The 24,064-nt window shown below is 61.6% G+C and carries 23 protein-coding genes; 17 read left to right on the top strand and 6 right to left on the bottom strand.

All coding sequences use genetic code 11. The features are described 5' to 3' along the window. Nucleotides 1–71 precede the first annotated feature (71 nt). The 4 genes from C8C98_RS04805 to motA all read right to left on the bottom strand — a co-directional run bounded on the left by C8C98_RS04805 (nucleotide 72) and on the right by motA (nucleotide 2,967). Complete coding sequence (locus tag C8C98_RS04805; RefSeq protein WP_121453344.1) at nucleotides 72–695, bottom strand: protein phosphatase CheZ; 624 nt, start codon at nucleotides 693–695, stop codon at nucleotides 72–74. A gap of 4 nt (nucleotides 696–699) precedes the next feature. Beyond that, the gene (cheY, locus tag C8C98_RS04800; RefSeq protein ID WP_121453343.1) at nucleotides 700–1,086 is read right to left on the bottom strand and encodes a chemotaxis response regulator CheY; all 387 of its coding nucleotides are present in this window, start codon (nucleotides 1,084–1,086) and stop codon (nucleotides 700–702) included. A 72-nt stretch (nucleotides 1,087–1,158) separates the two neighbouring features. Continuing rightward, nucleotides 1,159–2,094, bottom strand: a complete 936-nt coding sequence (motB, locus tag C8C98_RS04795) for a flagellar motor protein MotB (RefSeq protein WP_121453342.1) — start codon at nucleotides 2,092–2,094, stop codon at nucleotides 1,159–1,161. A 12-nt stretch (nucleotides 2,095–2,106) separates the two neighbouring features. Further along, nucleotides 2,107–2,967, bottom strand: a complete 861-nt coding sequence (gene motA, locus C8C98_RS04790; RefSeq protein ID WP_121453341.1) for a flagellar motor stator protein MotA — start codon at nucleotides 2,965–2,967, stop codon at nucleotides 2,107–2,109. A gap of 370 nt (nucleotides 2,968–3,337) precedes the next feature. Between motA and C8C98_RS04785 the strand changes: the two genes are divergently transcribed. The 8 genes from C8C98_RS04785 (at nucleotide 3,338) to C8C98_RS04750 (ending at nucleotide 12,107) form a co-directional block, all read left to right on the top strand. Continuing rightward, the gene (locus tag C8C98_RS04785; RefSeq protein ID WP_121453340.1) at nucleotides 3,338–5,683 is read left to right on the top strand and encodes a tetratricopeptide repeat protein; all 2,346 of its coding nucleotides are present in this window, start codon (nucleotides 3,338–3,340) and stop codon (nucleotides 5,681–5,683) included. A 74-nt stretch (nucleotides 5,684–5,757) separates the two neighbouring features. Beyond that, a complete protein-coding gene (rfbF, locus tag C8C98_RS04780; RefSeq protein ID WP_121456032.1) occupies nucleotides 5,758–6,528 on the top strand; it encodes a glucose-1-phosphate cytidylyltransferase in 771 nt (256 codons plus the stop codon). Next, on the top strand, nucleotides 6,528–7,601 hold the full coding sequence (gene rfbG, locus C8C98_RS04775) for a CDP-glucose 4,6-dehydratase (protein WP_121453339.1): 1,074 nt from the start codon (nucleotides 6,528–6,530) through the stop codon (nucleotides 7,599–7,601). Before rfbF ends, rfbG begins: the two co-directional genes overlap by 1 nt. Continuing rightward, nucleotides 7,598–8,173: a dTDP-4-dehydrorhamnose 3,5-epimerase family protein gene (locus C8C98_RS04770; protein ID WP_121453338.1), complete on the top strand. Its 576-nt coding sequence runs from the start codon at nucleotides 7,598–7,600 to the stop codon at nucleotides 8,171–8,173. Before rfbG ends, C8C98_RS04770 begins: the two co-directional genes overlap by 4 nt. Then, a complete protein-coding gene (locus C8C98_RS04765; RefSeq protein WP_121453337.1) occupies nucleotides 8,170–9,411 on the top strand; it encodes a class I SAM-dependent methyltransferase in 1,242 nt (413 codons plus the stop codon). Before C8C98_RS04770 ends, C8C98_RS04765 begins: the two co-directional genes overlap by 4 nt. 36 nt (nucleotides 9,412–9,447) lie before the next feature. After that, nucleotides 9,448–10,536 carry an FkbM family methyltransferase gene (locus tag C8C98_RS04760; protein WP_233574456.1) on the top strand — a complete coding sequence of 363 codons (1,089 nt, stop codon included), beginning with the start codon at nucleotides 9,448–9,450 and terminating at the stop codon, nucleotides 10,534–10,536. Nucleotides 10,537–10,551: 15 nt separating this feature from the next. Then, the gene (locus tag C8C98_RS04755) at nucleotides 10,552–11,448 is read left to right on the top strand and encodes an NAD(P)-dependent oxidoreductase (protein ID WP_121453336.1); all 897 of its coding nucleotides are present in this window, start codon (nucleotides 10,552–10,554) and stop codon (nucleotides 11,446–11,448) included. Between the two features lie 2 nt (nucleotides 11,449–11,450). After that, nucleotides 11,451–12,107, top strand: a complete 657-nt coding sequence (locus C8C98_RS04750) for a hypothetical protein (RefSeq protein WP_233574455.1) — start codon at nucleotides 11,451–11,453, stop codon at nucleotides 12,105–12,107. A 298-nt stretch (nucleotides 12,108–12,405) separates the two neighbouring features. Here the strand turns inward: C8C98_RS04750 and C8C98_RS04745 are convergent, their stop codons facing one another. Further along, nucleotides 12,406–13,881, bottom strand: coding sequence for a flagellin (locus C8C98_RS04745; RefSeq protein ID WP_121453335.1), 1,476 nt, complete (start codon nucleotides 13,879–13,881; stop codon nucleotides 12,406–12,408). A 333-nt stretch (nucleotides 13,882–14,214) separates the two neighbouring features. Here C8C98_RS04745 and C8C98_RS04740 point away from each other — a divergent pair, with 333 nt between their 5' ends. From C8C98_RS04740 to C8C98_RS04725, 4 genes are all read left to right on the top strand, one after another. Continuing rightward, nucleotides 14,215–15,690 carry a flagellin gene (locus tag C8C98_RS04740; protein WP_121453334.1) on the top strand — a complete coding sequence of 492 codons (1,476 nt, stop codon included), beginning with the start codon at nucleotides 14,215–14,217 and terminating at the stop codon, nucleotides 15,688–15,690. A gap of 215 nt (nucleotides 15,691–15,905) precedes the next feature. Next, nucleotides 15,906–17,339, top strand: coding sequence for a flagellar filament capping protein FliD (gene fliD / locus C8C98_RS04735; RefSeq protein WP_121453333.1), 1,434 nt, complete (start codon nucleotides 15,906–15,908; stop codon nucleotides 17,337–17,339). Nucleotides 17,340–17,401: 62 nt separating this feature from the next. Continuing rightward, complete coding sequence (fliS, locus tag C8C98_RS04730; protein ID WP_121453332.1) at nucleotides 17,402–17,857, top strand: flagellar export chaperone FliS; 456 nt, start codon at nucleotides 17,402–17,404, stop codon at nucleotides 17,855–17,857. A gap of 3 nt (nucleotides 17,858–17,860) precedes the next feature. Continuing rightward, nucleotides 17,861–18,160: a flagellar protein FliT gene (locus tag C8C98_RS04725; RefSeq protein WP_099656757.1), complete on the top strand. Its 300-nt coding sequence runs from the start codon at nucleotides 17,861–17,863 to the stop codon at nucleotides 18,158–18,160. A gap of 94 nt (nucleotides 18,161–18,254) precedes the next feature. On the opposite strand, the gene fliE is transcribed toward C8C98_RS04725, so the two are convergent. After that, nucleotides 18,255–18,566 (bottom strand): flagellar hook-basal body complex protein FliE, encoded by a 312-nt coding sequence (gene fliE, locus C8C98_RS04720; RefSeq protein ID WP_099742110.1) that lies wholly within the window; start codon nucleotides 18,564–18,566, stop codon nucleotides 18,255–18,257. Nucleotides 18,567–18,739: 173 nt separating this feature from the next. On the opposite strand from fliE, the gene fliF reads away from it, so the two are divergent. The 5 genes from fliF to C8C98_RS04695 are packed head-to-tail and all read left to right on the top strand — an operon-like array spanning nucleotide 18,740 to nucleotide 24,034. After that, nucleotides 18,740–20,428 (top strand): flagellar basal-body MS-ring/collar protein FliF, encoded by a 1,689-nt coding sequence (gene fliF, locus C8C98_RS04715; protein WP_121456029.1) that lies wholly within the window; start codon nucleotides 18,740–18,742, stop codon nucleotides 20,426–20,428. A 26-nt stretch (nucleotides 20,429–20,454) separates the two neighbouring features. Next, entirely contained in the window at nucleotides 20,455–21,450 is a 996-nt protein-coding gene (gene fliG, locus C8C98_RS04710) for a flagellar motor switch protein FliG (RefSeq protein WP_121453331.1), read from the top strand. Then, complete coding sequence (locus C8C98_RS04705) at nucleotides 21,434–22,171, top strand: flagellar assembly protein FliH (RefSeq protein WP_099743589.1); 738 nt, start codon at nucleotides 21,434–21,436, stop codon at nucleotides 22,169–22,171. Before fliG ends, C8C98_RS04705 begins: the two co-directional genes overlap by 17 nt. Nucleotides 22,172–22,196: 25 nt before the next feature. Continuing rightward, nucleotides 22,197–23,555, top strand: coding sequence for a flagellar protein export ATPase FliI (fliI, locus tag C8C98_RS04700; protein WP_233195030.1), 1,359 nt, complete (start codon nucleotides 22,197–22,199; stop codon nucleotides 23,553–23,555). Between the two features lie 14 nt (nucleotides 23,556–23,569). Next, complete coding sequence (locus C8C98_RS04695; RefSeq protein ID WP_121453330.1) at nucleotides 23,570–24,034, top strand: flagellar export protein FliJ; 465 nt, start codon at nucleotides 23,570–23,572, stop codon at nucleotides 24,032–24,034. The last annotated feature ends 30 nt before the right edge of the window (nucleotides 24,035–24,064 follow it).

The raw sequence follows: 24,064 nt of genomic DNA, 5'->3' as shown, positions 1-24,064 counted from the left end.
ACCTGAAAACCTAAAGGCTGAAAAGGGGCCGCTGGGGCCCCTTTTTCAACGATGCAAAAACGCTGGCTCGATCAGAATCCCAAACTGGCGAGCAGATCGTCCACTTGGGATTGGTCGGTCACGATGTCGGGCGTGTTCTCTGGGTCCACCACAGGGCCTTGCAGGCGAGCAGGCTCGGGAGGTGCCACTTGCACATGGGCGCTGGAGGGGGCTGTCTGAATGAGCAGCTGCACCAGCTGGTCTTCAATCGTTGCGGCCAGATTCACCACCCTGGCAATCACTTGGCCCGTCAGGTCGTGGAAGTCCTGCGCCATCATGATTTCGGTCAGGTGCACATCGGCTTCCTTGGTGACGCGCTCTACGTCGGTCAGGAAGTTGAAGATCTCACCTTTGGCGACCGCTGCCACGGGGTCTTTGACCAGGGAGCCGACCACGCGACGGGTTTCCGATGCGATGAAATCGTGCTGTGCTTTGGCCAGCTCCACCCGGCTGAGCACTTTCTCTGCGGCCTCGCCCGTCAGGCGTGCAATATAAGAGAGGCGGCTCTGCGCGTCGGGCAGTTCACCCATGGAGCCCCGCAGTTTTTCAGCGAAGCCCAACTCGTTCAGCGAATCGTGGAGCTGCCGTGTCAGCAGTCCAATCTTCTGGTGGACGTCTGCAGCAGGCTCTGCGTGGGTGTTTTCTGGCGTGTCCATGGCGTCACATTCCCATCTTTTTGAGAATCAGCAGAACTTTTTCTTCCAGTGTGGCTTTGGTGAACGGCTTGACGATGTAACCCGCAGCGCCGCCTTGCGCGGCTGCCACGATGTCTTCCTTGCGCGCTTCGGCCGTCACCATCAGCACGGGCAGGTGCTTGAGTTTGTCGTCCTTTTTGATTTCGGCCAACAATTGAAAGCCGTTCATGTTCGGCATATTGATGTCAGACACCACAAAGTCGAACTTGCCATTGCGAAGTTTGTTGAGCGCTGCGACGCCATCTTCTGCTTCGTCGGCATCCGCAAACCCGCTTTCCTTTAGCAGGTTGCGGACGATGCGGCGCATGGTGGAGAAGTCGTCAACGATAAGGAAGCGGAGATCAGTGGTCACTTGGGACCCTTTCGGTCGAAAATGGCTGGTGATATTGTCAAGTGTGGCAGGTTTTGTGACAAGGCGTAACGTCTACCTGCCGTCGTCAGGATTTTCCCGCTTTTCAATCGTCAGTTCTGTCGATGTTACGGTGGGAATCCCTTTCCCCATGAGTCTTTCTTCTGCCTCACGGGTTAATACCGTGATGGTAATGCGACGGTTGGCGGCAGAGCGTGGAGTGTTGGGTTCCAGTAAATCGCTGGCGGCCAAGCCCACCACGCGGCCCAGTTTGGCGTCGGGCATGCCTGCGGCAACCAGTTCGCGGCGCGAGGCGTTGGCGCGATCCGACGACAGCTCCCAGTTGCTGTAGCCGCGCTCGCTGTTGCCGTAGGGTACGGCGTCGGTGTGTCCGGCCAGACTCACGCGGTTTTCCACGCCATTGAGGGCTGCGCCAATTTCTCTAAGAATGTCCCGCATGTAGGGCTTCACGAGCGCGCTGCCGCTGTCGAACATGGGGCGGTTCTGGTCGTCCACGATCTGGATTTGCAGTCCGTCCGGAGTCACGTCGATTCGGATCTGCGATTTGTATTCGTTCAGGCGCGGGTTTTCTGTGATCAGCGCATCAATCTTGGCCTGCAGCGCTTTGATGCGCTGTGAGTCCAGGCGAGCTTGCTCGGCCTTCACATCGGCCTCGTTCATTTTCTTGGGTTTCTCAGACGTGGTTTCGGCACGTTTGACATGTCCAGCGCTTTGCGTGAGGTCGGTGCCGCCGCCGCCTGTGAGGATGCTGGAGCTGGAGCCTGAACCCGGACCGCCCATGAGCGATACCTTCAGCGGAGCGCTGAAGTAGTCTGAGATGCCTTTCCGGTCGCCATCGGTGGTGGAGCCGAGCAGCCACATCAGCAAAAAGAATGCCATCATGGCCGTCACGAAGTCGGCGTAGGCGATCTTCCAGGCGCCGCCATGCGCGGCATGGCCGCCCTTTTTGACGCGCTTGATGATGATGGGCTGGAGTTTCTTTTCTGCCACAGCAAGGTCCGTTTACTTCTTGCCCTTCACGTGGCCTTCCAGCTCCGAGAAGGTTGGGCGGTCGGTCGAGAAGAGCACTTTGCGGCCAAATTCAATGGCTGTGGCCGGGTTGTAGCCCTGCATGCTGGCCAGCAGCGTAGATTTGATGCACTGGAACTCTTTGGCAGCGTCTTCGGTCTTTTGCTCCATCAAGCCGCCCAGGGGCTCCACAAAACCGTAGGCCAGCAAAATGCCCAGAAAGGTACCCACCAGGGCCGAGGCAATCATGCCACCGAGCACTGCTGGGGGCTGGCCCACCGAGCCCATGGTATTCACCACCCCCAACACGGCGGCCACGATACCGAATGCTGGCAGCGCGCCCGCTAGGCGGGCGATCGCCGCCACGGGGGCGTGGGCCTCAGCATGGTGGGTGTCGATTTCGGCGTCCATCAGTGCCTCGATCTCGTGCGAGTTGAGGTTGCCCGACACCATCATGCGCAGGTAGTCGGTGGTGAACTCGATCACATGGTGGTCATGCCCGACCACCGGGTATTTCTTGAAAATTTCGGACTCGTGGGGGGCTTCCACGTCTTTTTCGATGGCCATCAGGCCTTCCTTGCGGGCCTTTTGCAGGATGTCGAACAGCATGGCCAGCAGCTCCATGTAGCGGGCCTTGGTGTACTTGCTGCCTTTGAGCGCGTCAGGGATGGCCTTGAGCGTGGCTTTGAGCACCTTAGGCTGGTTGTTCACCACAAACGCGCCCAATGCGCTGCCCCCGATGGTGATCATCTCGAAGGGAAGGGCCGTCAAGATGACCTTGATGTTCCCGCCGTGAAAGATGTACACGCCGAAGATACAGACCATGCTGACGACGTAGCCGATGATGACAAACATGCTGGTGCGGTGGTTGCGGTGGCGTGAGCCTGCCTTCGGTTGGGTAAAGAGGGGGGGGCGGCACGCCGAGTTTGCGTACCTGTAGTTCACTGTATCTGATTGTGCGCGAACCAAACAAGCAAGCAAGTGGCAAACCACCGCTCTCTTTCAGGCTTGTGGGCCAGGTGTGGTTTTTGGGTTGCATGGCGGTGGGGGCTGTGTGCACCACTGCGGCGGCCTGGATGTTCCCGGTTTCTCTGCTTTTTCCGCCTTTACACCCTGTGGGCAATGCTTATGCTCACCCCGTTGCGCCTTCGGCAGGCTTGGTGGCACCGCTGTGGGTGCTGTGGGCCGCCGGGGCTGTGTTTAAACACCCAGGACTCCCTGACTGATGCAAGCCACTCCTCCCGCCGATGCTTCCGCTGCCGCGTTTGCGCCTGAGTCTGACGGCCAGTCCAGCGCGCAGGCTTTCAACCCGGTGCAGGCACTGCTGATGCAAACCATGGCCCTGGCGCTGGATTGCCACCGTGCCCAGAACCTGGCCCAGGCGGAGGAGCTTTACCGTGCGGTGCTGAGCCTTGCGCCAGACCATGCAGACGCGAACCATAACCTGGGGGCGATTGCGATGGAGTGCGGGCAGTTTTTGGCGGCAGTGCCGTTTTTTCAGGCCGCGTTGCAGGCCAACCCCAAAAACCGCCAATACTGGGTGAGTCTGGTGGACGCCCTCCTCCAGGCGGGGGAGCACACCCTGGCGGAAGATATTTTGGAAGACGCCCGACGTGCGGGCCTGGCGGGCGACGCTGCGGGCGAATTGGTCGAACGGCTGGTCGACGCCGTCATGCGGCGCACGCGCAGCGCCCGGCCACCCCAAGGGCGCATGGCGTCCGCAGACCAGGTTGCCGAACTCAACCGCCTGTTTGAGGCGGAGAAGTTTGACGACGTGGTGCGTTTGGGTCGCAAGATGACGCGCCAGTACCCCCAGTGCCCCATGGGTTTCAAATCATTGAGTGCCGCGCTGATGCAACTGGGTCAGATGGACAAGGCCGTTGCGCCCATGCGCCAGGCGCTGCAGCTCAATCCCCGGGATGTGGACATGCTCAGCAACTATGGCCTGGCGCGTTCTCTCAAGGGTGATCTGGTGCAGGCCGAGGTGCTGTTGCGCCAAGCCGTGGGCCATGCGCCGCGATTCCCGCAAGGCTGGTTCAATCTGGCCATCGTCTTGCGTGGGCAAGCGCGCTTGCAGGCGTCTGAGCAGGCCTACCGCCAGGCCCTGGAGGTGGGGGGCGATGACCCCAAGGTGCTGCTCAACCTGGGGATACTGCTGGGCGAAATGCACCGATTCACGGAGGGGCAAGCGTGCGTGCGCCGGGCGTTGGCGCTGGACTCGAACATGGTGCATGCGCATGTGAGCCTGGGCATGTTGCTCAAAGACCAGGGGCGATTGCCTGAGGCCCTGCAGGCGCTGCAAAGGGCGCTGGAACTGAGCCCGGCAGACCACGGTGTGCACAGCAGCTATCTCTTTGTGGCCAACTGCATGCCCGAGATTGATCCGCTGGAGCGCTTTGCGGCCTACCAGCGCTTTAATCAGTATTTTGGTGAGCCACACCGCAGTGCATGGCGCCCCCATACCAATGACCGCAACCCTGCACGCCGCCTGCGCGTGGGCTACGTGGCACCGGTGTTTCGTACCCATGCCTGTCGTCCGTTTCTGGAGCCCTTGTTGGAGAGGCATGACCACGACCGCGTGGAGCTGTTTGCTTACGCGGGGCCGTTTGAATTGGAAGACGAGGTCACCGATCACTACCGCACGTTGTTCGAGCACTGGATCGACACCCGTCAGATGAGCGATGACGAACTGGCGGCACGCATCCGTGCAGACGGTATCGATGTCCTGGTGGACATTGCCGGGCAGACCAAGGGGCATCGGCTGGGGGCCTTTGCCCGCAAACCAGCGCCAGTGTCCCTGCATTGGCTGGACTCGGGCTACACCACAGGCCTTACCGCCATTGATTACTACCTGACCGACGCCATGACCGTGCCAGAGGGCTCGGAACACCTGTTCTCCGAAACCCCCTGGCGCTTGCCGCGGGCGCCCTTCGCCTACCGCCCTGGTGGCCAGGCGGGTGACGTTAGCGAACTGCCTGCTTTGGCCAATGGCTATGTCACCTTTGGCACCCTCACGCGCGCTGTGCGGCTCAATGACCGTGTGGTGCGGGCTTGGGCTGCGTTGTTGCACCGGGTGCCCGGCTCCAGGCTGGAGCTCAACAGCGGCAACTTCTGCCAGGCCGAGGTGCGCGAGCAATGGTGGCCCCGGTTCGAGGCGCTGGGCATTCCCCGCGACCGCGTCATCATGGGGTTTGAAAGCCCGCCCTGGAACGTGCTGCGCCGGGTGGACATCGCGCTCGATTGCTTTCCGCAAAACTCAGGCACCACGCTGATCGAGTCACTCTATATGGGGCTGCCGTTCGTTTCGCTGGCTGGAGTACCCAGCATGGGCACGCTCGGTGCCTCGGTCCTGTCGGCCGTAGGGCACCCCGAGTGGATTGCCCGCAGCGAAGCTGAATATGTGGACAAGCTGGTGGCGCTTGCCAGCGACTTGCCCAGCCTCGCCCAGACCCGCCGTACCCTGCGCGCGCAAATGCAGGCCTCGGCGTTGATGGACGAGGCAGGTTTTGCCCGCGAGGTGGAAGACGCCTATGCACAAATGTTTGCCCGCTGGTGCGCCAGCCAGGGCTGATGGCCGCAGATGCAACGCCTTTCACCCCCCACACTGGCTTTGCCGCACGGCAGTGCCTCACTATGCTTGACGCCATGAAAGCCGTACTGCTCGCTGGCGGGCTCGGAACCCGCATCTCCGAAGAGTCACACCTCAAACCCAAGCCCATGATCGAGATCGGTGGGCGGCCCATCCTGTGGCACATCATGAAGATGTATGCCGCGCATGGCGTCAACGACTTCATCATCTGCCTGGGCTACAAGGGCTATGTGATCAAGGAGTATTTCGCCAACTACTTCCTGCACATGTCCGACGTGACTTTTGACATGGCCAACAACCGCATGGAAGTGCACCACCGCCACGCCGAGCCCTGGCGCGTGACGCTGGTGGACACGGGTGAGAACACCATGACGGGCGGGCGCCTGCGCCGGGTGCAGGAATACCTGGAGCCCGGCCAGCCGTTTTGCTTTACCTATGGCGATGGCGTTGCCGACCTGGACATGACGGCTCAATTCGCCTTCCACCGCGCCCACGGCTGCCAGGCCACGGTGACGGCCGTGCAACCCCCCGGGCGCTACGGTGCGTTGGTGCGCAACGGTGACGTGGTGGCGGGCTTCGAGGAAAAGCCCCGGGGCGACGGCGGCTGGATCAACGGCGGCTTCTTTGTGCTGCAGCCCGAGGTGATTGCGCGCATTGCCGACGACGCCACCAGCTGGGAGCTGGAGCCCATGGCCCATTTGGCCCAAAGCGGCCAGCTGCGCGCGTTTGAGCACACCGGCTTTTGGCAGCCCATGGACACGCTGCGCGAGAAAAACCTGCTCGAAGACCTGTGGCAAAGCGGCCGAGCCCCCTGGAAGACCTGGTAATGACAAACCCCGTGCGGCCCACCCCTGATTTCTGGCGCGGCAAGCGCGTGCTGCTGACTGGGCACACCGGCTTCAAAGGCAGCTGGCTGGCCTTGTGGCTGGCGCGCCTGGGGGCTGAGGTGACCGGCCTGGCCCTGGCCCCCGCCACCGAGCCCAACCTGTTCACCCTGGCCCGCGTGGCCGACGACCTGCATGCCAGCCATGCGTGCGACGTGCGCGATGCTCAAGCCGTGGCCACCCGCGTGCAGGCCACCCGCCCGCACATCGTGCTGCACTTGGCCGCGCAGGCGCTGGTGCGCGCAGGCTATGCTGACCCGCTGGGCACCCACGCCACCAACGTCATGGGCACGGCCCATGTGCTCGACGCATTGCGGGGTCAGCGCGATGTGCGCGCCGTGGTGGTTGTGACCACCGACAAGGTCTACCGCAACCGCGAATGGGCCTACCCCTACCGCGAGGACGACCCGCTGGGCGGCCACGACCCCTACAGCGCCAGCAAGGCGGCGGCCGAGATCGTCACCGCCAGCTACCGCGATGCTTTTTTGGCCGCGCAAGGCGTGGCCGTGGCCACGGCGCGGGCGGGCAATGTGATTGGCGGCGGCGATTGGGCGGCCGACCGCCTGCTGCCCGATGCCGTGCGCGCTTGGAGCACCGGGCAGACCCTGCACATCCGCCACCCCGAGGCCACACGCCCCTGGCAGCATGTGATCGAGCCGCTGGCCGCCTACCTGTGCCTGGCCGAACGGCTGTGGGCCGACCCCGCCCGCGCCGGGGCCTACAACTTTGGCCCCTTGCCGCACGAGGCGGCCACGGTAGGGGATGTCATCAAAATGGCCTCTAGCGCTTATCCTTCTAGCGCAACCAGCTATGAAAATAATAGCAATGGCCCGCACGAGGCGGGCTGGCTGGCGCTAGAGACTGCGCACGCCCGCCAAGCGCTGGGTGTGGCCCCGCGCTGGGGCCTGCACACGGCGGTGGAGCGCACCATGGCCTGGTACCGCGCCCAGCACGGCGGGGCCGATGCACGCGCTCTCTGCCTGGCCGACCTGGATGCGTGGGAGGCCACCGCATGAGCGGCCACACCAGCCAACGCTTTGCCTGCACCGCCTTGCCTCTGCACGGCCTGGTGCGCGTACAGCGCCAGCCCCTGCAAGATGCGCGCGGCCTGTTCGAGCGCATGTTCTGCGCCGACGAGTTGGCCGCCGCAGGCTGGACGCAGCCCATTGCCCAAATCAACCACAGCATTACCCGCCAGCGCGGCAGCGTGCGCGGCCTGCACTACCAGCGCCCGCCCCATGCCGAGATGAAGCTGGTGAGCTGCCTGCGCGGTGAGGCGTGGGATGTGGCCGTGGACCTGCGCGCAGGCTCGCCCACGTTTTTGCAATGGCACGCTGAGCGCCTGTCGCCGGGCAACGGCTGCGCGCTGCTCATCCCGCCCGGCTTTGCGCACGGCTTTCAGGCTTTGAGCGAAGACGCCGAGCTGCTGTACCTGCACTCTGCCGCCTACGCACCGGGCGCAGAAGCGGGCCTGAACCCGCTGGACCCGCTGCTCGCATTGCCCTGGCCGCTGCCTGTGGGCGAGATGTCTGAGCGCGACCGCAGCCACGCGCTGCTGACCGAATCGTTTGAAGGAGTGCGTCTGTGAAGTGCCGACACTGCGGCCAGCCGCTGCACCTGCCGTTTTTAGACCTGGGCAGCGCCCCGCCGTCCAACGCCTACCTGAGCGAAGCCGCCCTGCGCGGGCCAGAGACCTGGTTCCCCCTGCGCGTGCTGGCTTGCCAGCACTGCTGGCTGGTGCAAACCGAAGACCACGCCGGGCGCGAGGCGCTGTTCACGCACGACTACGCTTACTTCAGCTCGTTCTCTACCTCCTGGCTCGCCCATGCCAAAGCCTATGTGCAGGCCATGCAGCAGCGGCTGGGCTTGGGCGCGGGCAGCTGCGTGGTCGAGGTGGCATCGAACGACGGCTACCTGCTGCAGTACGTGCAGCAGGCGGGCATTCCTTGCTACGGCATCGAGCCCACGGCCAGCACGGCCAAGGCGGCGCGGGCGCTGGGGCTGGAGGTGGTGGAGCGCTTTTTTGGCGTGGCCCTGGCCGACGAGCTGGCCCGCGCTGGCCGCCAGGCCGACCTGATTGCCGCCAACAACGTGCTGGCCCATGTGCCGGACATCAACGACTTTGTGGCGGGCTTTGCGCGCCTGCTCAAGCCCCATGGTGTGGCGACGTTCGAGTTTCCGCACCTGCTGCGCATGGTGCAGGGCTGCCAGTTCGACACGGCCTACCACGAGCACTACTCGTACCTTTCACTCACCGCAGTGCAGCGCATTTTTGCGGCCAACGGGCTGGCGGTGGTGGATGTGCAAGAGCTGCCCACCCACGGCGGCAGCCTGCGCGTGTTTGCCGCTCGCGCGGATGCTGCATCCCACCCACAGGCCACGCCCGAAGGCGCCGCCCGTGTGGCCCACCTGTTGGCCGCAGAGGCCGCTGCAGGCATGCTGGGCGACGCGTTTTATAGCGATTTTCAGCCCCAGGCCACGCTGATAAAGCGTGAGCTGCTATCTTTTTTATTGCAGTGCCAAGCCCAGGGCCTCACCGTGGGGGCCTACGGTGCCGCCGCCAAAGGCAACACCCTGCTCAACTTTGCGGGCGTGCGGCCCGACCTGCTGCCCTACGTGGTGGACAAGAACCCCGCCAAGCAGGGCCAGTATTTGCCGGGCAGCCGCATCCCCATCGTCGATGAAGCCCACCTGCGCGCGCACCGGCCTGACCGGGTGCTGATCCTGCCTTGGAACCTGCGGGATGAAGTGGCCGCGCAGCTCTGCGATGTGCGCGGCTGGGGCGGCCTGTTTGTCGTGGCCGTGCCACGGCTGGAAGTGTTTTGAATTGCCTTATTGCTTGAATCTGAGGAGCCTCGCGCCATGACTGCCACCCCCGCCATGACCAGCAACGACCCGCGCGACCTGGACGGCAAGCGCCTGCAGCTCGCCATGCAAACCCTGGGGCGCGACCCGGCGATGCGCGCCCGCATGATTGCCCTGCTGCGCGAATGCGAGGGGCAGATTGCCTGCGCGGGCTCGGTGCGAGACGAGGTGGTGGGCCCCATCATCGACGCCCTGCACCTGGACACCGACCAGTACGACAAGGTGCTGGCCGACGGCACGCGCTTTCAGTTTCTGTACCGCACCAAGATCGCCCGCGACTTTCTGCTGTCCGAGGCGGAGCACCCCACCCATGTCTGGGAGCCGCAGACCACCAAGCTGCTGCTGGAGCTGGGGCGTGACCTGCAAGGGGATGTGCTGGTAGGCGGGGCTTACTTTGGTGACCAGGCTGTGCTGGTGGCCCGTCAGCTCGCAGGGCGCGACCTGAAAGTGCACTGCTTTGAGCCCAACCCTCAGCAGGCCGCGATGCTGCAGCGCAATATCGACCTGAACCACCTGACCAACGTGGTGGTGAATGTGGCGGGCCTGTGGAGCCGCAGCGGCGAGCGCATGCGCCTTGACGGATTTGACTCGTTCGCCAACATGGTCAGCGTGCAGGACGGCAGCGGCTTTGACACCGTGGCCATGGACGACTACGCCCAGCAACAGGGCCGCCGCATCGGCCTGATCCAGCTGGACATTGAAGGGGCCGAGCTGGCGGCGCTGCAGGGCGCGCAGCAAGTGCTGGCCCGTGACAAGCCCCATGTGGTGTTCGAGCTGCACCGCACTTATGTGGACTGGTCTCAGGGCCTGCGCGCCACGCCCCTGTGCCGCCTGCTGCTGGACCTGGGCTACACCGTGTACGCGGTGCGCGACATCAACTCCCACCGGGAGATGCCCGGCCAGCCTGTCGAGCTGGTGCCACTGGATTCGGTGTACTTGGACGGCCCGCCACACGGCTTCAACATGCTGGCCGTGCCCGACGCGGCGCGTGTGCAGGGCAGTGCCTTCCGTATTGTGGAAGGCGTCAGCCCCAAGCTGCTACCGCACAAAGACCCGCACCTGCACCACCCCGTGGGCGGGTTCTGAGGGGGCGGGCCGTTGATGTCCCAGGCGGATCACCACTTTCTACAAGGCCAGCACTTCACCGTAGTGGGCGCGGCGGGCTTTGTGGGACGGCGGCTGTGCGCCACGTTGCAGGCGCGCGGCGCGCAGGTCTGGGCACCGGAGCGCCATGCGCCCTGGCCCTGGCAGCCGCCGCCCGGCCATGTGTTGGGTCATGTGATGTATTGCGCGGGGCTCACGGCCGACTACCTGGCCCGCCCCTTCGACACCGTGCAAGCCCATGTCAGCCACCTGGCGCAGGTGCTGCAGTACGGGCTGGCGCGGGGCACGCTGCAGTCGCTGGTCTATTTGTCGTCCACCCGGCTGTACGACGGTTTGGGGGATCTGGGGAGTGAGGGCGTGGCCGGCGAGGGTGCCGTGCTGCCCATGGACCCAGCCAACCCTCGCCATCTGTATGACCTCTCCAAGGGCTTGGGCGAATCCCTGTGCCATGTGGCGGGGCAGGGCCGGGCCCGCGTGGCGCGGTTGGCGTGTGTGTACGAAGGTCCGCAGGATGCCGATGGCTTTTTGCCCACCCTGCTGCGGCAGGTGCTACAGGCCCGCGCCGCCGGGGCCGGGCAGATCACTGTGCAGTCATCGCCCCATTTCACCCGCGACTACGTGCACCTGGACGACGTGGTCGATGCCCTGATCCGCATTTCTGTGCAGGGGCAAGCACCGGTGTACAACGTGGCCTCCGGTGTCAACGTGTCCAATGCCGAACTGTTTGATTACCTGAAGCAGCGCTGGGGTTGTGCCGTGCAGCCCTTGCTGGATACTCGCCCAGCCCCCACGCCGCGCGTGAGCATCGAGCGCCTGCGCACGGAGCTGCAATGGCAGCCCCGTATGCTGCTGGCGGCGCTGGACCCACTGCTGGCCACCGGCCAAGGAGCCTGAGCATGCTCAAGCCACTGCATCTGTCACGCACCGAACTCGCCGCCTATGTGGCCCGCCAACTGGCCATGTTCTACCCCGATGGGCTGGATACCGATGCCCCGACGGTGCTAGCGGCGCACATGGATGCCGCCCTCGCCCGCCTGGGCCGCTGTATCAACGAGGTGCGGTGGTGGACGCCCGATGAGTTTGACCACCTGCATTCCACCCAGTACACGCTGTTTCTGTATTACTTGGCCAACACGGTCTGGAAGGCCACCGGAAACCGCTCGTTGTGCAGCAAGCTGTTTGGTCTGAACAAGGCGCTCAACGGGATCGACCTGTTCTACGAGATTGACATGCCCGAGGTGATGTTCATCGGCCATTCTGTGGGCATCGTCTTTGCCAAAGCCACCTATGGTAACTACCTCGTGGTGTACCAAAACTCCACCGTGGGCAAAAACCATGGCGTGGCCCCCGTGCTGGGCGAGGGGGTGGTGATGTATGCGGGCACCGCCATCATCGGTGGCTGCCAGGTGGGCGATGGCACGGTGCTGGCGCAAGGCACGAGCCTTGTCAACACCGACACGCCCCGGCACTGCACCGTGTACCCCGGCCAGAGCGGGCAGGTGGTCTTCAAGCCTACGCGCCGCGATCCGTTGCAGGACATCTTCCGGCGCTGAGCCGTTTGCACGCTGGGGCAGCCAGCGCCCTGCTGGCGGGCGCGGGTGCCCGCATTGCCCGGTGTTCCACGCGTGCGGCCCTGCTAAACCTGAGTGCAGAGTTTCTTGTAAAAAATGGCTGTAAGCCAATACCAGTAAGCGCTGGCAGCTACTGTTTTTGATGCTTTGGTGTGCGCTGTTGCCGCACCTTGTGGTGCCAGGCAACAAAAAACCCCGGTACCTTTTACGGCCACCGGGGTGTGAGGGCAGGGTGGACTGCAGGCCCACCAACCTGCCATCCAAAGGCAATGGCGCTTTTTTACTTGAGCAGCGACAGCACGCCCTGCGGGATCTGGTTGGCCTGGGCCACCATGGCTGTACCGGCCTGTTGCAGGATCTGGGCGCGCGACAGGTTGGCGGTTTCTGCCGCAAAGTCGGCATCCAGAATGCGCGAGCGCGAAGCGGACAGGTTTTCAGAAGTGATGTTCAGGCTGGAGATGCTGGTTTCAAAGCGGGCTTGCAACGCGCCCAGTTTGGCTCGCTCGCCACTGATGAAGGCCAGCGCTGAGTCTACGGTTTTGAGGGCCTCGGTGGCTTTGCCAAAGGTGGTGATGTCCAGGTCCGACACCTTTTGCAAGGTGGATGCCGAGTCGGCAAACACGTCGGTGGCCGCTGCGGTGGAGTTGTCGATGGCAAACGACTTTTCCGAATCCAGCGTGATGTAGCCGCTGGTCAGGGTGCTGTCGGCTGTCGAGTCTGCCGCTAGCGTTGCGGCTGCGCCCGAATTGGTGCCGTCGGCCGCCAGTTTTTGTACCGTCACGGCCCCGGAGTTCACTACAGCGGTGTCGGCCACGCGGATGTCATTGCCTGTGGCATTCGTCAGGATGATGGCGGTGCCGGTGTTGTCCAGCGCAGCAGTCACCCCGGTCTTGGACGATTGGTCGTTGATGGCGGCAATGGCGGAAGACAGACCGTCCGCTGTGCTGGCGGCACTCAATGTGAAAGAAACGGCCTGATCGGTGCCATTGTCAGAGCGCAGATTCAGCGAGTAGGCGCCCGCTGAACCGAAGGCCAGCTTGACTTCTGTGCGGGCGGTCGCGGTCACGCCGGTGTCGGCTTTGACAAAGTTCACGTTGTCAGCCACCGTTTTGGCGGTTTGGTTGGCGGCGACGTTGACCACTTTGCTGCCGATAGAACCATTGATGGTGACGGCCGCGCTGGTGACACCGTTGGCACCCCATGCGCCAGAACCAGTGGCGACACCTGGAGACTGGACTTGGTTGTTGCCGTACACCGTGGTGCGCAGATTGGCCGTGGCCGCTGTGATGGTCTGGTTGGCGTTGGCGCCCACTTGGAATTGCTGGGTTCCAAACGTGCCGTCCAAGAGCTTTTGTCCGTTGAACTCGGTGGTTTGCGAGATGCGATCGAGTTCGGCCACCAGCTGCGAGACTTCTTGCTGCAGCGCTTTGCGGTCGCCGGAGCTGTTGGAGGCATTGGCCGATTGCACCGCCAATTCGCGCACCCGCTGCAGGATGTCGCCTGCGGATTTCATGGCCCCTTCCGTGACTTGCGCCAGGGAAATACCATCGTTGGCATTGCGTGCCGCCTGGTTCAGCCCACGGATCTGGCTGGTAAAGCGCTCTGAAATCGCCAGCCCGGCCGCATCGTCCTTGGCGCTGTTGATGCGCAGGCCCGACGACAGGCGTTGGATGGAAGTGTTCAGCGAACTTTGGCTCATGCCGAGGTTGCGCTGTGCGGTCAACGATGCGACGTTGGTATTGATAGTGGCTGCCATTGCGTTACTCCTGCAGAGCTGAAGACAAACATTTCTGCCGGTTTAAGCGTTGCCCCTCCGGCGGACTTCTTGGGAACGATGGATGAATTGTGGGCAGCGGCTGTTTTTGTGTTAGGGCGATAAGACACAGAAAAACCGCTCAATCTGTGCGTTTGCCCCTAAAGTTTTCCCAGGAACACCCGAAAACCTAAGCAACGGGACGCATGACACAAGAGTGAGGCCCGCCGTTCACCCGAAAGCCCCGGAGCTGCTGGTGAGCACTGTGGCCAGGTAGACCTGGCGCCCAGTTGGCGGAAACGCCATATTCAGTCAGTTCTTTTCAGGAGATTTGCCATGGCAGCCACTATCAATACCAACGTTGCATCGTTGACCGCACAGCGCAATCTGGGCGCAAGCCAGAGTTCGCTGAACACTTCCATCCAACGCCTGTCGTCGGGCTTGCGCATCAACAGCGCCAAGGACGACGCCGCTGGCTTGGCGATTTCGGAGCGCTTCACTTCGCAGATCAAGGGCCTGAACCAGGCAGTGCGTAACGCCAACGACGGTATCTCTTTGGCGCAAACCGCTGAAGGCGCGCTGAAGGCTTCCGGTGACATCCTGCAGCGTGTGCGTGAACTGGCGGTGCAATCGGCCAACGCCTCGAATAGCGCTGGTGACCGCAAGGCGCTGCAGCAAGAAGTCTCGCAGCTCGTTTCTGAGCTCGATCGCATCTCGCAAACTACCGAGTTCAACGGCCAAAAGCTGCTGGACGGCAGCTTTGGTACCCAGCAATTCCAAGTGGGCGCTAACGCCAACCAGACCATCACAGCGGCTACCGGCAACCTGCGCACTGCGGTGTACGGTAACAACCAAGTTGCTGCGGCTGGCGCTGCGGCCACCTCGGGTGCTTGGGGTGCCAACGGCGTGACGAGCTCTGCAGTGACCATCAATGGCTCTGTGGGCAGCAAGGTGGTCAATGTGGCCGCTAACGACACTGCCAAGACCATTGCTGACAATGTGAATGCAGTGAAGGGCGATACCGGCGTGACGGCTACGGCGCGTACTGAAGTGAGCCTGACATTTGGCGCTGCGGGCTCTTACTCGCTGAATCTGCGTTCGGATAACAGCACTGATCAGGCCATCTCTTTCACCCTGAGCGCGGCTGGTACCGCAGATGGTTTGTCGGCCGCGGTGTCTGCCATCAACGACCAAAGCTCCAAGACAGGCGTGACTGCATCGTTGAACACTGCTGGAACGGCAGTGGTGCTGACAAACGCTACCGGCAATGACATCCGTGTGGCTGACACCGCAGTGGCAAACTCTGGTGCTGTCACGGTGCAAAAGCTGGCAGCCGATGGCAGCAATTCGGGTGCAGCAGCCACCCTGGCCGTAAACACAACGGCAGATAACTCCGTATCGAGCGGCTACATCACGCTGGATTCTGACAAGTCCTTCTCTGTGGATGCCTCTACTGCGGCGGCGACAGATGCGTTTGCTGACAGTGCTTCTACCTTGAAGAAGGTGTCTGACCTGGATGTGACCACCTTTGCCAAGGCCACGGATGCGCTCAAGACGGTGGACTCGGCCCTGTCGTTCATCAACGGTGAACGTGCCAAGCTCGGTGCTTTGCAGTCTCGCTTTGAAACCTCGATTTCGAACCTGCAGGTGACTTCTGAAAACCTGTCATCCTCGCGTTCGCGTATCCTGGATGCTGACTTTGCTTCGGAAACTGCCAACCTGTCGCGTGCCCAGATCCTGCAACAGGCCGGTACCGCCATGGTGGCCCAGGCCAACCAGTTGCCTCAAGGTGTGTTGTCTCTGCTGCGTTAAGCGAGTCGCAGCAAGAGGTGTAGAAACACCTTGATTGGCATGGCGGCGGCAGTTTTCTGCCGCCGCCATTTGGCCTTTGAACGCCGGGAGGCGGTAAAGCGTTTGGACGTGCAAGCCAGGAGCGTCCGAATTGAGGGGTTTCCTGGCGTGTTTACGGGCGTTCTTGGTGCGTGATCAGCACCATAATTTCTGTAGAAGCAGTTCAGGAGGTTTCCATGGCTACTATTTCATCGGTTGGGGTTGGCACCACTGGGCTGGACTCTGCCGGCATCATCGAAAAATTGGTGAACCTGGAGAAGGCGCCGCTCACCACGCTCACCACCCAGAAGGCCACGGTCAACGCCAAGATTTCCGCGTTTGGCCAGATGAAGTCGCTGGTTTCCACGTTGTCGGATGCCGCGAGCAAACTCAGCAGCGTGACGGGCTGGAATGCGGTTTCCACAACCTCCTCAGACAGTAAGTACGTCAGTGCTACTGCGGTGGGTGGCACATTGCCCACCACTTTCAGCGTGGAGGTGCAAAGCCTTGCCAAAGCGCAGGCCACCGCCTCTGCTGCTCTCTTGCCCGTAGGTGGCGCGCTGGGGGCTGGCACGTTGCGGCTTGAGTTGGGCAAGTGGAGTGTTTCGCCGGCTTCGTTCGCGCCGGCTTCTGGCGTTCCTGTGGATATCGAGATTTCGGCGTCTGACAAGCTTAGTGACGTGGCCAGCAAGATCAATGGCGCCAATGCCGGGGTGACGGCCAGCATCCTCACCGATGCATCCGGTGAGCGCCTGCTGCTGCGCAGCAAAACAACGGGTGAGGCTGCCGGGTTTCGCTTGAGTGCGATGGAGGGCGGGGATACAGACATCACCAGTGCTGCCAACACAGATGCCTCTGGTCTGTCGCGTTTGGTTAATGGCAGCACGGTGACCCAGGCGGCGGCGGACGCCAAAGCCAAGGTAAACGGCATTGCCGTTTCCTCTGGCACCAATACCTTTGCGAGCACTGTCTCTGGTGTGTCATTCACGGCCGTGCAGGTCACTACCGCTCCGATTGATATATCGGTGGCGCAAGACACTTCAGCAGTTTCGACCAATATCGACGCCTTTGTTTCTGCATACAACGCCATCAATCAGCTGATCAACGAGGCGACCAAGTTCGACTCGACGGCTGGCACGGGGGCGTTGTTGCAAGGCGACTCGACCACCATTTCCTTGCAGAACATGCTGCGCTCTGCGGTGCAGACGGTGTCGACGGGTTCTTCGGTGTTTCAGCGCTTGGCAGATGTGGGCATTACCCAGCAGCGGGGTGGCGATTTGGCGGTGGATAGCACCAAGCTGAAAAAAGCCATGACTGAGAACATGGACGAGCTTAAGAACATGTTCCGCAATACGGGTGGAGGCTCGGCTGATGGTGTTGCAGTCAAGGTCAAGGCCATGGCCACCAACTTGCTCTCTGATGCAGGCTTCTTCAAGTCCAAAGACAATGCCTTGCAATTGGCGCTCAAGCGCAATGCGAGCGAGGTGACGCGGGTGGAAGCCAAAGTGGATGCGTTTGAGAAGCGGATCACCGCACGCTACAACGCGCTGGACACCCAGATGTCCAGCCTGACGGCCTTGAATGCCTACATTTCCCAGCAAGTCACCACATGGAATAAATCCTCGGGTTGATGGCCTTTAGTTTGCGCGGCATTGGCCGATAACTAAATCATCACCTCGGAAGGATTGTCAGCATGTTTACCGCCCACAACCCTCGTGCAGTCAACGCTTACCAGCGTATCAATGTAGAAACCAGCATGCACACCATTGACCAGCACCAGCTGGTTAGTTTGTTGTATGAAGGCGTGCTTGGTTCCGTGGCCACGGCCAGGGGGGCATTGGCGCGCGGCGATGTTCAGGTCAAGTGCAACAGCATTGCCAAAGCCATCCGCATCATTGAAGAAGGTCTGAGCACGGCGTTGGACCGTGTCGATGGCGGTCCGTTGGCTGAAAACCTGGGTGCGCTGTATGACTACTGTGTGCGAAAGCTGATCTCTGCCAATGCGCACAACGACGACGCCATGCTGCAAGAAGTCATGCGCTTGATCGAGCCCATCGCTACGGGTTGGAACGAAATCAAAAAGAACGCCATGTCTCCGCAAGTTGCTGTGCCAGCCATGTCTGGAAAGCCAGTGCTGATGGAGGCTTAAATCATGTCCAGCATGTTGATTGATTACTACAAAGCCATTGAAGACAGCAGCGCCAAGATGCTGGAGGCCGCCAAGCTCAAGGATTGGGACGGTGTGGTGCGCTATGAAGGCGCTTGTGCCGTGCTGATAGAGCAATTGCGCTTCAAGTCGCAAGAGCACGAGTTGTTGCCTGAGCACCGCCGTGAGAAAACGCGCATCATGCAGCGCATTTTGCGCAACGATGCCCAGATCCGCTGCTTGGCCGAGCCCTGGCTGGCCCAGTTTGAGCACCTGTTTGAAGGGCAGCCGCAGATGATGCATTGACTCCCTGGCCTCGTGTGCCGGGGCTTGGCGATCGATCACCCATAAAAAAAGCGCTTGCAATGCAAGCGCTTTTTTTTATGGGTTGGTGGGAGGCTCACACCTGCATGTTCATGATGTCTGTGTAAGCCTGGACCATGCGATTGCGAACGTGCAGCGTGGCTTGGAAGCCAACCTGTGCTTTTTGGATGGCCACCATGGTTTCTTCCAGGCTGACAGCAGGGTTCTCCATCTGCACTTCTTTTTGCAGCTCGGTTGATCGGTTTTGTGCTGCGCTGACCGACTGCAGTGCGCCTTTCAGCGCGCTGGAAAAGCCGACGTCGTTGCTGTCTGCCTGGGGGGCGACTGCGCGGCGTGCCAGGCCGGCGCCCGCCAAGGGGGCTGTGGAACTGGAGATGCGAAGGTCCATGGCAGTGTCCGTAGGGAATCGGGGTATGCTGCAATCCTATCCAGGGCGCAGGGACCGATCCTGCGGAATAGATGGACAAAGGCGCGGCTTATCCAGCCAACGTTTAAGAGTCTTCGCCGAATAATCGCTCCAACGCTAGGTCTTTTGCCGGGCCTGTCATATTGGAAAGCAAGATGTCTGCTGTTGCTGAAGTCCCCCTCGTCACTCCCCCCGCAAGTCCTAACTGGCTGCAGCGGCTGTCTACTCTGGACCGGGGTCAGCGTATGCGCTTGGGTGCCGGCGTGGCGCTGCTGGTGGCAGCAGCCGTCGCTGCGACGGTGCTGGGGCGGCAGCCGGATTACAAGGTGCTTTTTGCGAACCTGAACGACAAGGACGGTGGCGCCATCATCGCCCAGCTGTCGCAAATGAACGTTCCCTACAAACATGCCGATGGCGGTGGGGCGATCTTGATTCCTTCGGAGCGTGTGCACGATGTGCGCTTGCGCCTCGCTACGCAGGGCCTGCCCCGTGGTTCGGTGGCCGGGTTTGAGTTGATGGAAGCCAATCGCTTTGGCATGACCCAGTTTCAAGAGCGCCTGAATTTCCAGCGCGGGCTTGAGGGCGAATTGACCCGTTCCATTCAGGCGCTTTCTTCGGTGCAAGGTGCCCGTGTGCATTTGGCCTTGCCTAATCAGAATGGGTTTTTCCGCGAGCAGCAAAAGCCTTCGGCTTCAGTCTTGGTGAGTTTGCACCCTGGCCGCATGCTGGACCGTGCTCAGCTGGCGGGTATCGTTCACTTGGTGGCTTCCAGCGTGCCAGAGCTGGCGCCTTCTGCTGTCAGTGTGTTGGACGACACGGGCAAGCTGCTGTCTCAGTCGCCTGATGCGGCCGCTAATAATGGGGTGGATGCGCAGCAGCTGTTGTACGTGCAGCAGATTGAGCAACAGTACACACGCCGGATCATGGACATCTTGGAGCCCGTGGTGGGGCGCAACAACGTTAAGGCACAGGTCAGTGCTGAGTTGGACTTCAGCCAGACGGAGTCCACTTCGGAGCAATTCCGTCCCAACCAAACACCCGACTCCAGTGCCGTTCGCAGCCAGCAGGTGCTTGAGAGCAAAGGCAATGCCAATAAGACGGCCACTGGTGTGCCAGGTGCTGTCTCTAATCAACCTCCTGCCCCATCCACCGCTCCAGTCAATGGCGCTAATCCAGCGCCTGCAGCTGGGGGCCAGCAAGGGACAGAAGAGTCCAACAGCAAGCGCGAGTCCACCACCAACTATGAGGTGGACAAGACGGTGCGTGTGACTCGGGGCAATAACTGGGCCATCAAACGCCTGAGCGCGGCTGTGGTGGTTAACTACCAAGCTGGGGCCGAAGAAAAAGGTAAACCCTCGGTCAAGGCGCTGACGCCAGAACAACTGGAGCAGATGACGGGTTTGGTGCGCGAGACCATCGGCTTTAATAAAGACCGTGGTGATTCGGTGAACTTGATGAATACGCCGTTCCTCATGGATGACGCCCCAACTGCGGCTGTGCCACTGTGGAAGCAGCCTGAAGTGTTGGACTTGGCCAAGACCTTTGCTTGGCCACTGGGGGCGGTGCTGTTTGCCGCGTTGGTCTTGCTGGGCTTGGTGAGGCCTGCCTTGAAGGGCTCAGCGGCTAAGCCTGTGGATGTCACGCCCGTGGCGGGTGGACAGCTCAACGCGCTGGAGTCTGAGGAGCCTGATCGTCCCGCATTGCCTGCGCCGGCCAAGAAGGATGAAGTCGTGGAGGTGACCCCAGAGCAACTGCGTCTGGAGGAAGCGCGGGTATTGGCCAAGGCCAATCCGGTGGCCGTTGCGAATATCCTGAAAACCTGGGTGCATGGCGATAGTGCCTGAGCCCATGACTGACTGGACGATTTTCCATGGATGAACAAGGTCTCAACGACGCTGCAATTTTGCTGATGTCTCTTGGCGAAGAAGAGGCAGCAGAGGTTTTCAAGCATCTGTCACCCAAAGAGGTGCAGAAGCTGGGGGAGACCATCGCTCGCATGAAGTCGGTCTCGCGCGAAAAAGTGGACAGCGTGATCAACCGTTTTTCGGATGCAGCATCAGCACAAAGCCTGCTGGTGTCTGACACGGGTGACTATGTGCGCTCTGTGCTGCGGCGCGCGCTGGGCGAAGACAAGGCCTCTTTGCTGATCGACCGGATTTTGCAGGGCGGGGATGTCTCAGGCATTGAAAGCCTGAAGTGGATGGACCCACTTTCGGTGGCCGAGTTGCTGCGCAATGAGCATCCGCAAATTGTGGCTGCCATTTTGGTGCACTTGGATTCGGAGCAGGCGGCTGCGGTGCTGATGCAACTGACAGACCGCCAGCGCAGCGAAGTGTTGCTGCGTGTGGCGACGTTGGAGGGCATTCAGCCCACGGCCTTGAAGGACCTCAACGAGGTGTTGTTCAAGGTGCTGGCCGGTGGCGACAAGATTCGCAAGAGCTCGCTGGGCGGGGTCAAGGCCGCTGCTGAGATCATCAACTTGCTGGGTGGCAATATGGATGCGGTGGTGCTGGAGTCCATTCGTGGTTACGACCCGGATCTGGCCCAAAAGATCATGGACAAGATGTTCGTGTTCGAAGACGTGCTCAAGCTCGACGATAAGGCGATCCAGACCGTGCTCAAGGAAGTTGCTTCGGAAACGCTCATCGTGGCGCTCAAAGGGGCCGTTCCAGAGTTGCGCGAGAAGTTTCTCTCCAACATGTCTTCGCGCGCGGCAGAGGCCTTGCGCGACGACCTGGAGTCGCGTGGCCCAATGCGGCTTTCCGAGGTGGAGGCGCAGCAAAAGGAAATCCTCAAGACCGTGCGCCGCCTGTCGGACGAAGGTCAAATTGTGATTGGCGGTGGTGGTGATGATGCCTTCGTCTAATCAGCGTTACTACTCCCGCTTCATCCCCAGCGAAGAGGTGGGTGCCGTCACGCAGTGGAAGTTTGGCGCGGTGGATGGCTCTGATTTGGTGGAGCCAGAACCTGAGCCAGAGGCGTTGCCGGAAGTCCCGGTGATTGATGAAGCGGCGCAGTTGGCCCTTGTGCAACAGGCTTGTGATGACGCCTATGCCCAAGGCTTTGCTCAGGCGCAGGCTGAAACGGCCTTGGAATGGCAGCGCCGCATGGATGACTATGTGGCACAGCAAGGGCAGGAGCTGGCGCAAAGCCTGCATGCTGTGTCGCAGTCTCTGGACGCGTCTTTGGCGGGTATCCAGCAAAAAATGGCCCAGGATGTTTTGGCCCTGGCCTGCGATATTGCCCGAGAGGTGGTGCGCCAGGAGTTGTCTTGCAATCCGCAGGTTTTGCTCCCGGTTGTTCAGGAGGCGGTCGGTATGCTGCTGTCTGAAGGGCGGCCCGCTGTGGTGCGCATGAACCCGTCAGACATGGAGGCGGTTCAGGCACCGTTGACGTCATTGGTTGGGGGCTCAGGGGTGCAATGGCTGCCTGATGCAGCGATTGCAGCAGGTGATTGCCAGGTTGAGTCTGGTGGTACGGTCGTAGATGCGACGCTTGCCAAGCGCTGGGATCGCGCTGTGGCTACTTTGGGACTGCAATCGCCTTGGCAAGAGCCCTCTTTGGAGGGGGATGAGCATGCCGATTGAACCTGCCTCGTCTTGGGAGCGGTTTATGACCGACGCACGTGAGCGCGTGGCCGCAGGCACCCCGTTGGAGACGCGTGGAACCCTCACACGCTTGACGGGGTTGGTGCTGGAGGCTGCCGGTATCCGCGTACCTGTCGGTTCGCAGTGCATGGTTCAGATGCCTGGCCATGCGCCGGTGTTGGCTGAGGTGGTGGGTTTCTCATCTGACAAGGCATTTTTGATGCCTGCTGGAGATATCCATGGTTTGTCCAGCGGGGCGAGCGTCGTGCCTGCTGCGCCCTATGTGCCGACACCGCGCCTGGGCGAGACGGCACGCCCTGTTCCACGGGCCGGGGTGCTTCGGTTGCCCATGGGGGATGGGCTTCTGGGTCGCGTGGTGGATGCGCAGGGGCTGCCTTTGGACCATGGCGGGCCTGTGCAAGATGTGGTGGCTGAGCCGATGGACCGCCGTCAGATCAATGCCATGGACCGTGATCCGGTGCGTGAGTCGTTGGACACAGGGGTGCGCGCCATCAATGCATTGCTCACCGTAGGGCGGGGGCAGCGCCTGGGGTTGTTTGCAGGCTCTGGTGTGGGCAAAAGCGTGCTGTTGGGCATGATGGCCCGTTACACCCGTGCCGATGTCATCGTGGTGGGGTTGATTGGCGAGCGGGGCCGCGAGGTCAAGGAGTTCGTCGAAGATATTCTGGGGGAGGAGGGCCGTGCCAGATCAGTGGTGGTGGCCGCTCCTGCCGATGCACCGCCTCTGCTGCGGATGCAAGGCGCTGCTTACGCAACGGCTGTGGCCGAGCACTTCCGTGACAAGGGCAAGCACGTGTTGCTGCTGATGGACTCGCTGACCCGCTATGCCATGGCCCAGCGTGAAATTGCGCTGGCCATTGGTGAACCACCGGCGACCAAGGGGTATCCCCCTTCATGCTTTGCCAAATTGCCTCAGTTGGTGGAGCGCAGCGGCAATGGTTTGCATGGCGTGGGGTCGATCACGGCTTTCTACACGGTGTTGTCGGAGGGGGATGACCAGCAGGATCCTATTGCTGATGCGGCCCGGGCGATTTTGGACGGACACATTGTGTTGTCCCGAGCGTTGGCGGAGTCCGGGCATTTCCCAGCCATCGACATTGAGCAATCGGCTTCGCGCGTGATGCACAACGTGGTTTCCAGGGGGCACTTTGATTTGGCTCGACGCTTCAGGGCGGTTTACTCGCGCTATCAGAAGAGCCGTGACTTGGTGCAGGTGGGGGCGTACATGAGCGGCTCAGATCCAGCTTTGGATGAAGCGATCCGGTTGCAACCCCAAATGGCCGCATGCCTGCAGCAAGACATGTTTGATGCCGCGTCCATGGACCAGAGCGTTGCGGCCATGGCCGCAGTGCTTGACAGTTAGCCGAGGGTGATGTCATGTCTGCCCTGAATGCTCTGATGGTGGCCGTGAGCGTTGCGGAGCGTAAGCGCGATGAGGCGCGGCAAACGCTACAGAACGCCCAAGGGGCGCAACAAGCGGCGCTGAACCAGTTGTCGCAACTGGAGGGCTATGCACAGGAGATCCAGGGGCGCTGGGGGGCCAAAGAAGGTGCCACCCTCAAGCCCGAGGTGATGTACCACCACAACCAGTTCATGGGGCGCTTGGGGCATGCTGCGGGCCTTCAGTCAGGGGTGGTGCAGGAGCAGGTTCAGCGGGTGGATGTCGCATCTCGGCAGCTTTTGGCGACTGAGCTGCGTTTGGCCAGTTTGCGAAAGGTGTTGGAGGCGCGTCGCCGTGATGTGGCGTTGCAGCAAGCACGCCGCGAACAAAAGCAAACGGACGAGCGAGCCGCAATCAAGTACCACAGTACTGCCAATGGCCCTGTAGGGCAGGAGAGTTGAAATGGAACAGTCTCGAATTACCAACCAGCA

This window comes from Acidovorax sp. 106 (genome assembly GCF_003663825.1).
Taxonomy (GTDB): domain Bacteria; phylum Pseudomonadota; class Gammaproteobacteria; order Burkholderiales; family Burkholderiaceae_C; genus Acidovorax.
The sequence above is the reverse complement of the archived record's forward strand: the minus strand, read 5'-3'. Positions and strand labels throughout refer to the sequence as shown.

Excerpts from the sequence above, each read along its gene's own strand:
- fliS (WP_121453332.1), top strand. The coding sequence starts at position 17,402 with ATGTTTACCGCCCACAACCCTCGTGCAGTCAACGCTTACCAGCGTATC.
- fliG (WP_121453331.1), top strand. The coding sequence starts at position 20,455 with ATGGATGAACAAGGTCTCAACGACGCTGCAATTTTGCTGATGTCTCTT.
- C8C98_RS04740 (WP_121453334.1), top strand. The coding sequence starts at position 14,215 with ATGGCAGCCACTATCAATACCAACGTTGCATCGTTGACCGCACAGCGC.
- motA (WP_121453341.1), bottom strand. The coding sequence starts at position 2,967 with ATGTTTGTCATCATCGGCTACGTCGTCAGCATGGTCTGTATCTTCGGC.
- C8C98_RS04785 (WP_121453340.1), top strand. The coding sequence starts at position 3,338 with ATGCAAGCCACTCCTCCCGCCGATGCTTCCGCTGCCGCGTTTGCGCCT.
- C8C98_RS04745 (WP_121453335.1), bottom strand. The coding sequence starts at position 13,881 with ATGGCAGCCACTATCAATACCAACGTCGCATCGTTGACCGCACAGCGC.
- C8C98_RS04755 (WP_121453336.1), top strand. The coding sequence starts at position 10,552 with ATGTCCCAGGCGGATCACCACTTTCTACAAGGCCAGCACTTCACCGTA.
- fliD (WP_121453333.1), top strand. The coding sequence starts at position 15,906 with ATGGCTACTATTTCATCGGTTGGGGTTGGCACCACTGGGCTGGACTCT.
- fliI (WP_233195030.1), top strand. The coding sequence starts at position 22,197 with ATGACCGACGCACGTGAGCGCGTGGCCGCAGGCACCCCGTTGGAGACG.
- rfbF (WP_121456032.1), top strand. The coding sequence starts at position 5,758 with ATGAAAGCCGTACTGCTCGCTGGCGGGCTCGGAACCCGCATCTCCGAA.
- C8C98_RS04770 (WP_121453338.1), top strand. The coding sequence starts at position 7,598 with ATGAGCGGCCACACCAGCCAACGCTTTGCCTGCACCGCCTTGCCTCTG.
- C8C98_RS04725 (WP_099656757.1), top strand. The coding sequence starts at position 17,861 with ATGTCCAGCATGTTGATTGATTACTACAAAGCCATTGAAGACAGCAGC.
- C8C98_RS04760 (WP_233574456.1), top strand. The coding sequence starts at position 9,448 with ATGACTGCCACCCCCGCCATGACCAGCAACGACCCGCGCGACCTGGAC.
- C8C98_RS04750 (WP_233574455.1), top strand. The coding sequence starts at position 11,451 with ATGCTCAAGCCACTGCATCTGTCACGCACCGAACTCGCCGCCTATGTG.
- C8C98_RS04695 (WP_121453330.1), top strand. The coding sequence starts at position 23,570 with ATGTCTGCCCTGAATGCTCTGATGGTGGCCGTGAGCGTTGCGGAGCGT.
- fliF (WP_121456029.1), top strand. The coding sequence starts at position 18,740 with ATGTCTGCTGTTGCTGAAGTCCCCCTCGTCACTCCCCCCGCAAGTCCT.
- fliE (WP_099742110.1), bottom strand. The coding sequence starts at position 18,566 with ATGGACCTTCGCATCTCCAGTTCCACAGCCCCCTTGGCGGGCGCCGGC.
- rfbG (WP_121453339.1), top strand. The coding sequence starts at position 6,528 with ATGACAAACCCCGTGCGGCCCACCCCTGATTTCTGGCGCGGCAAGCGC.
- C8C98_RS04705 (WP_099743589.1), top strand. The coding sequence starts at position 21,434 with ATGATGCCTTCGTCTAATCAGCGTTACTACTCCCGCTTCATCCCCAGC.
- C8C98_RS04805 (WP_121453344.1), bottom strand. The coding sequence starts at position 695 with ATGGACACGCCAGAAAACACCCACGCAGAGCCTGCTGCAGACGTCCAC.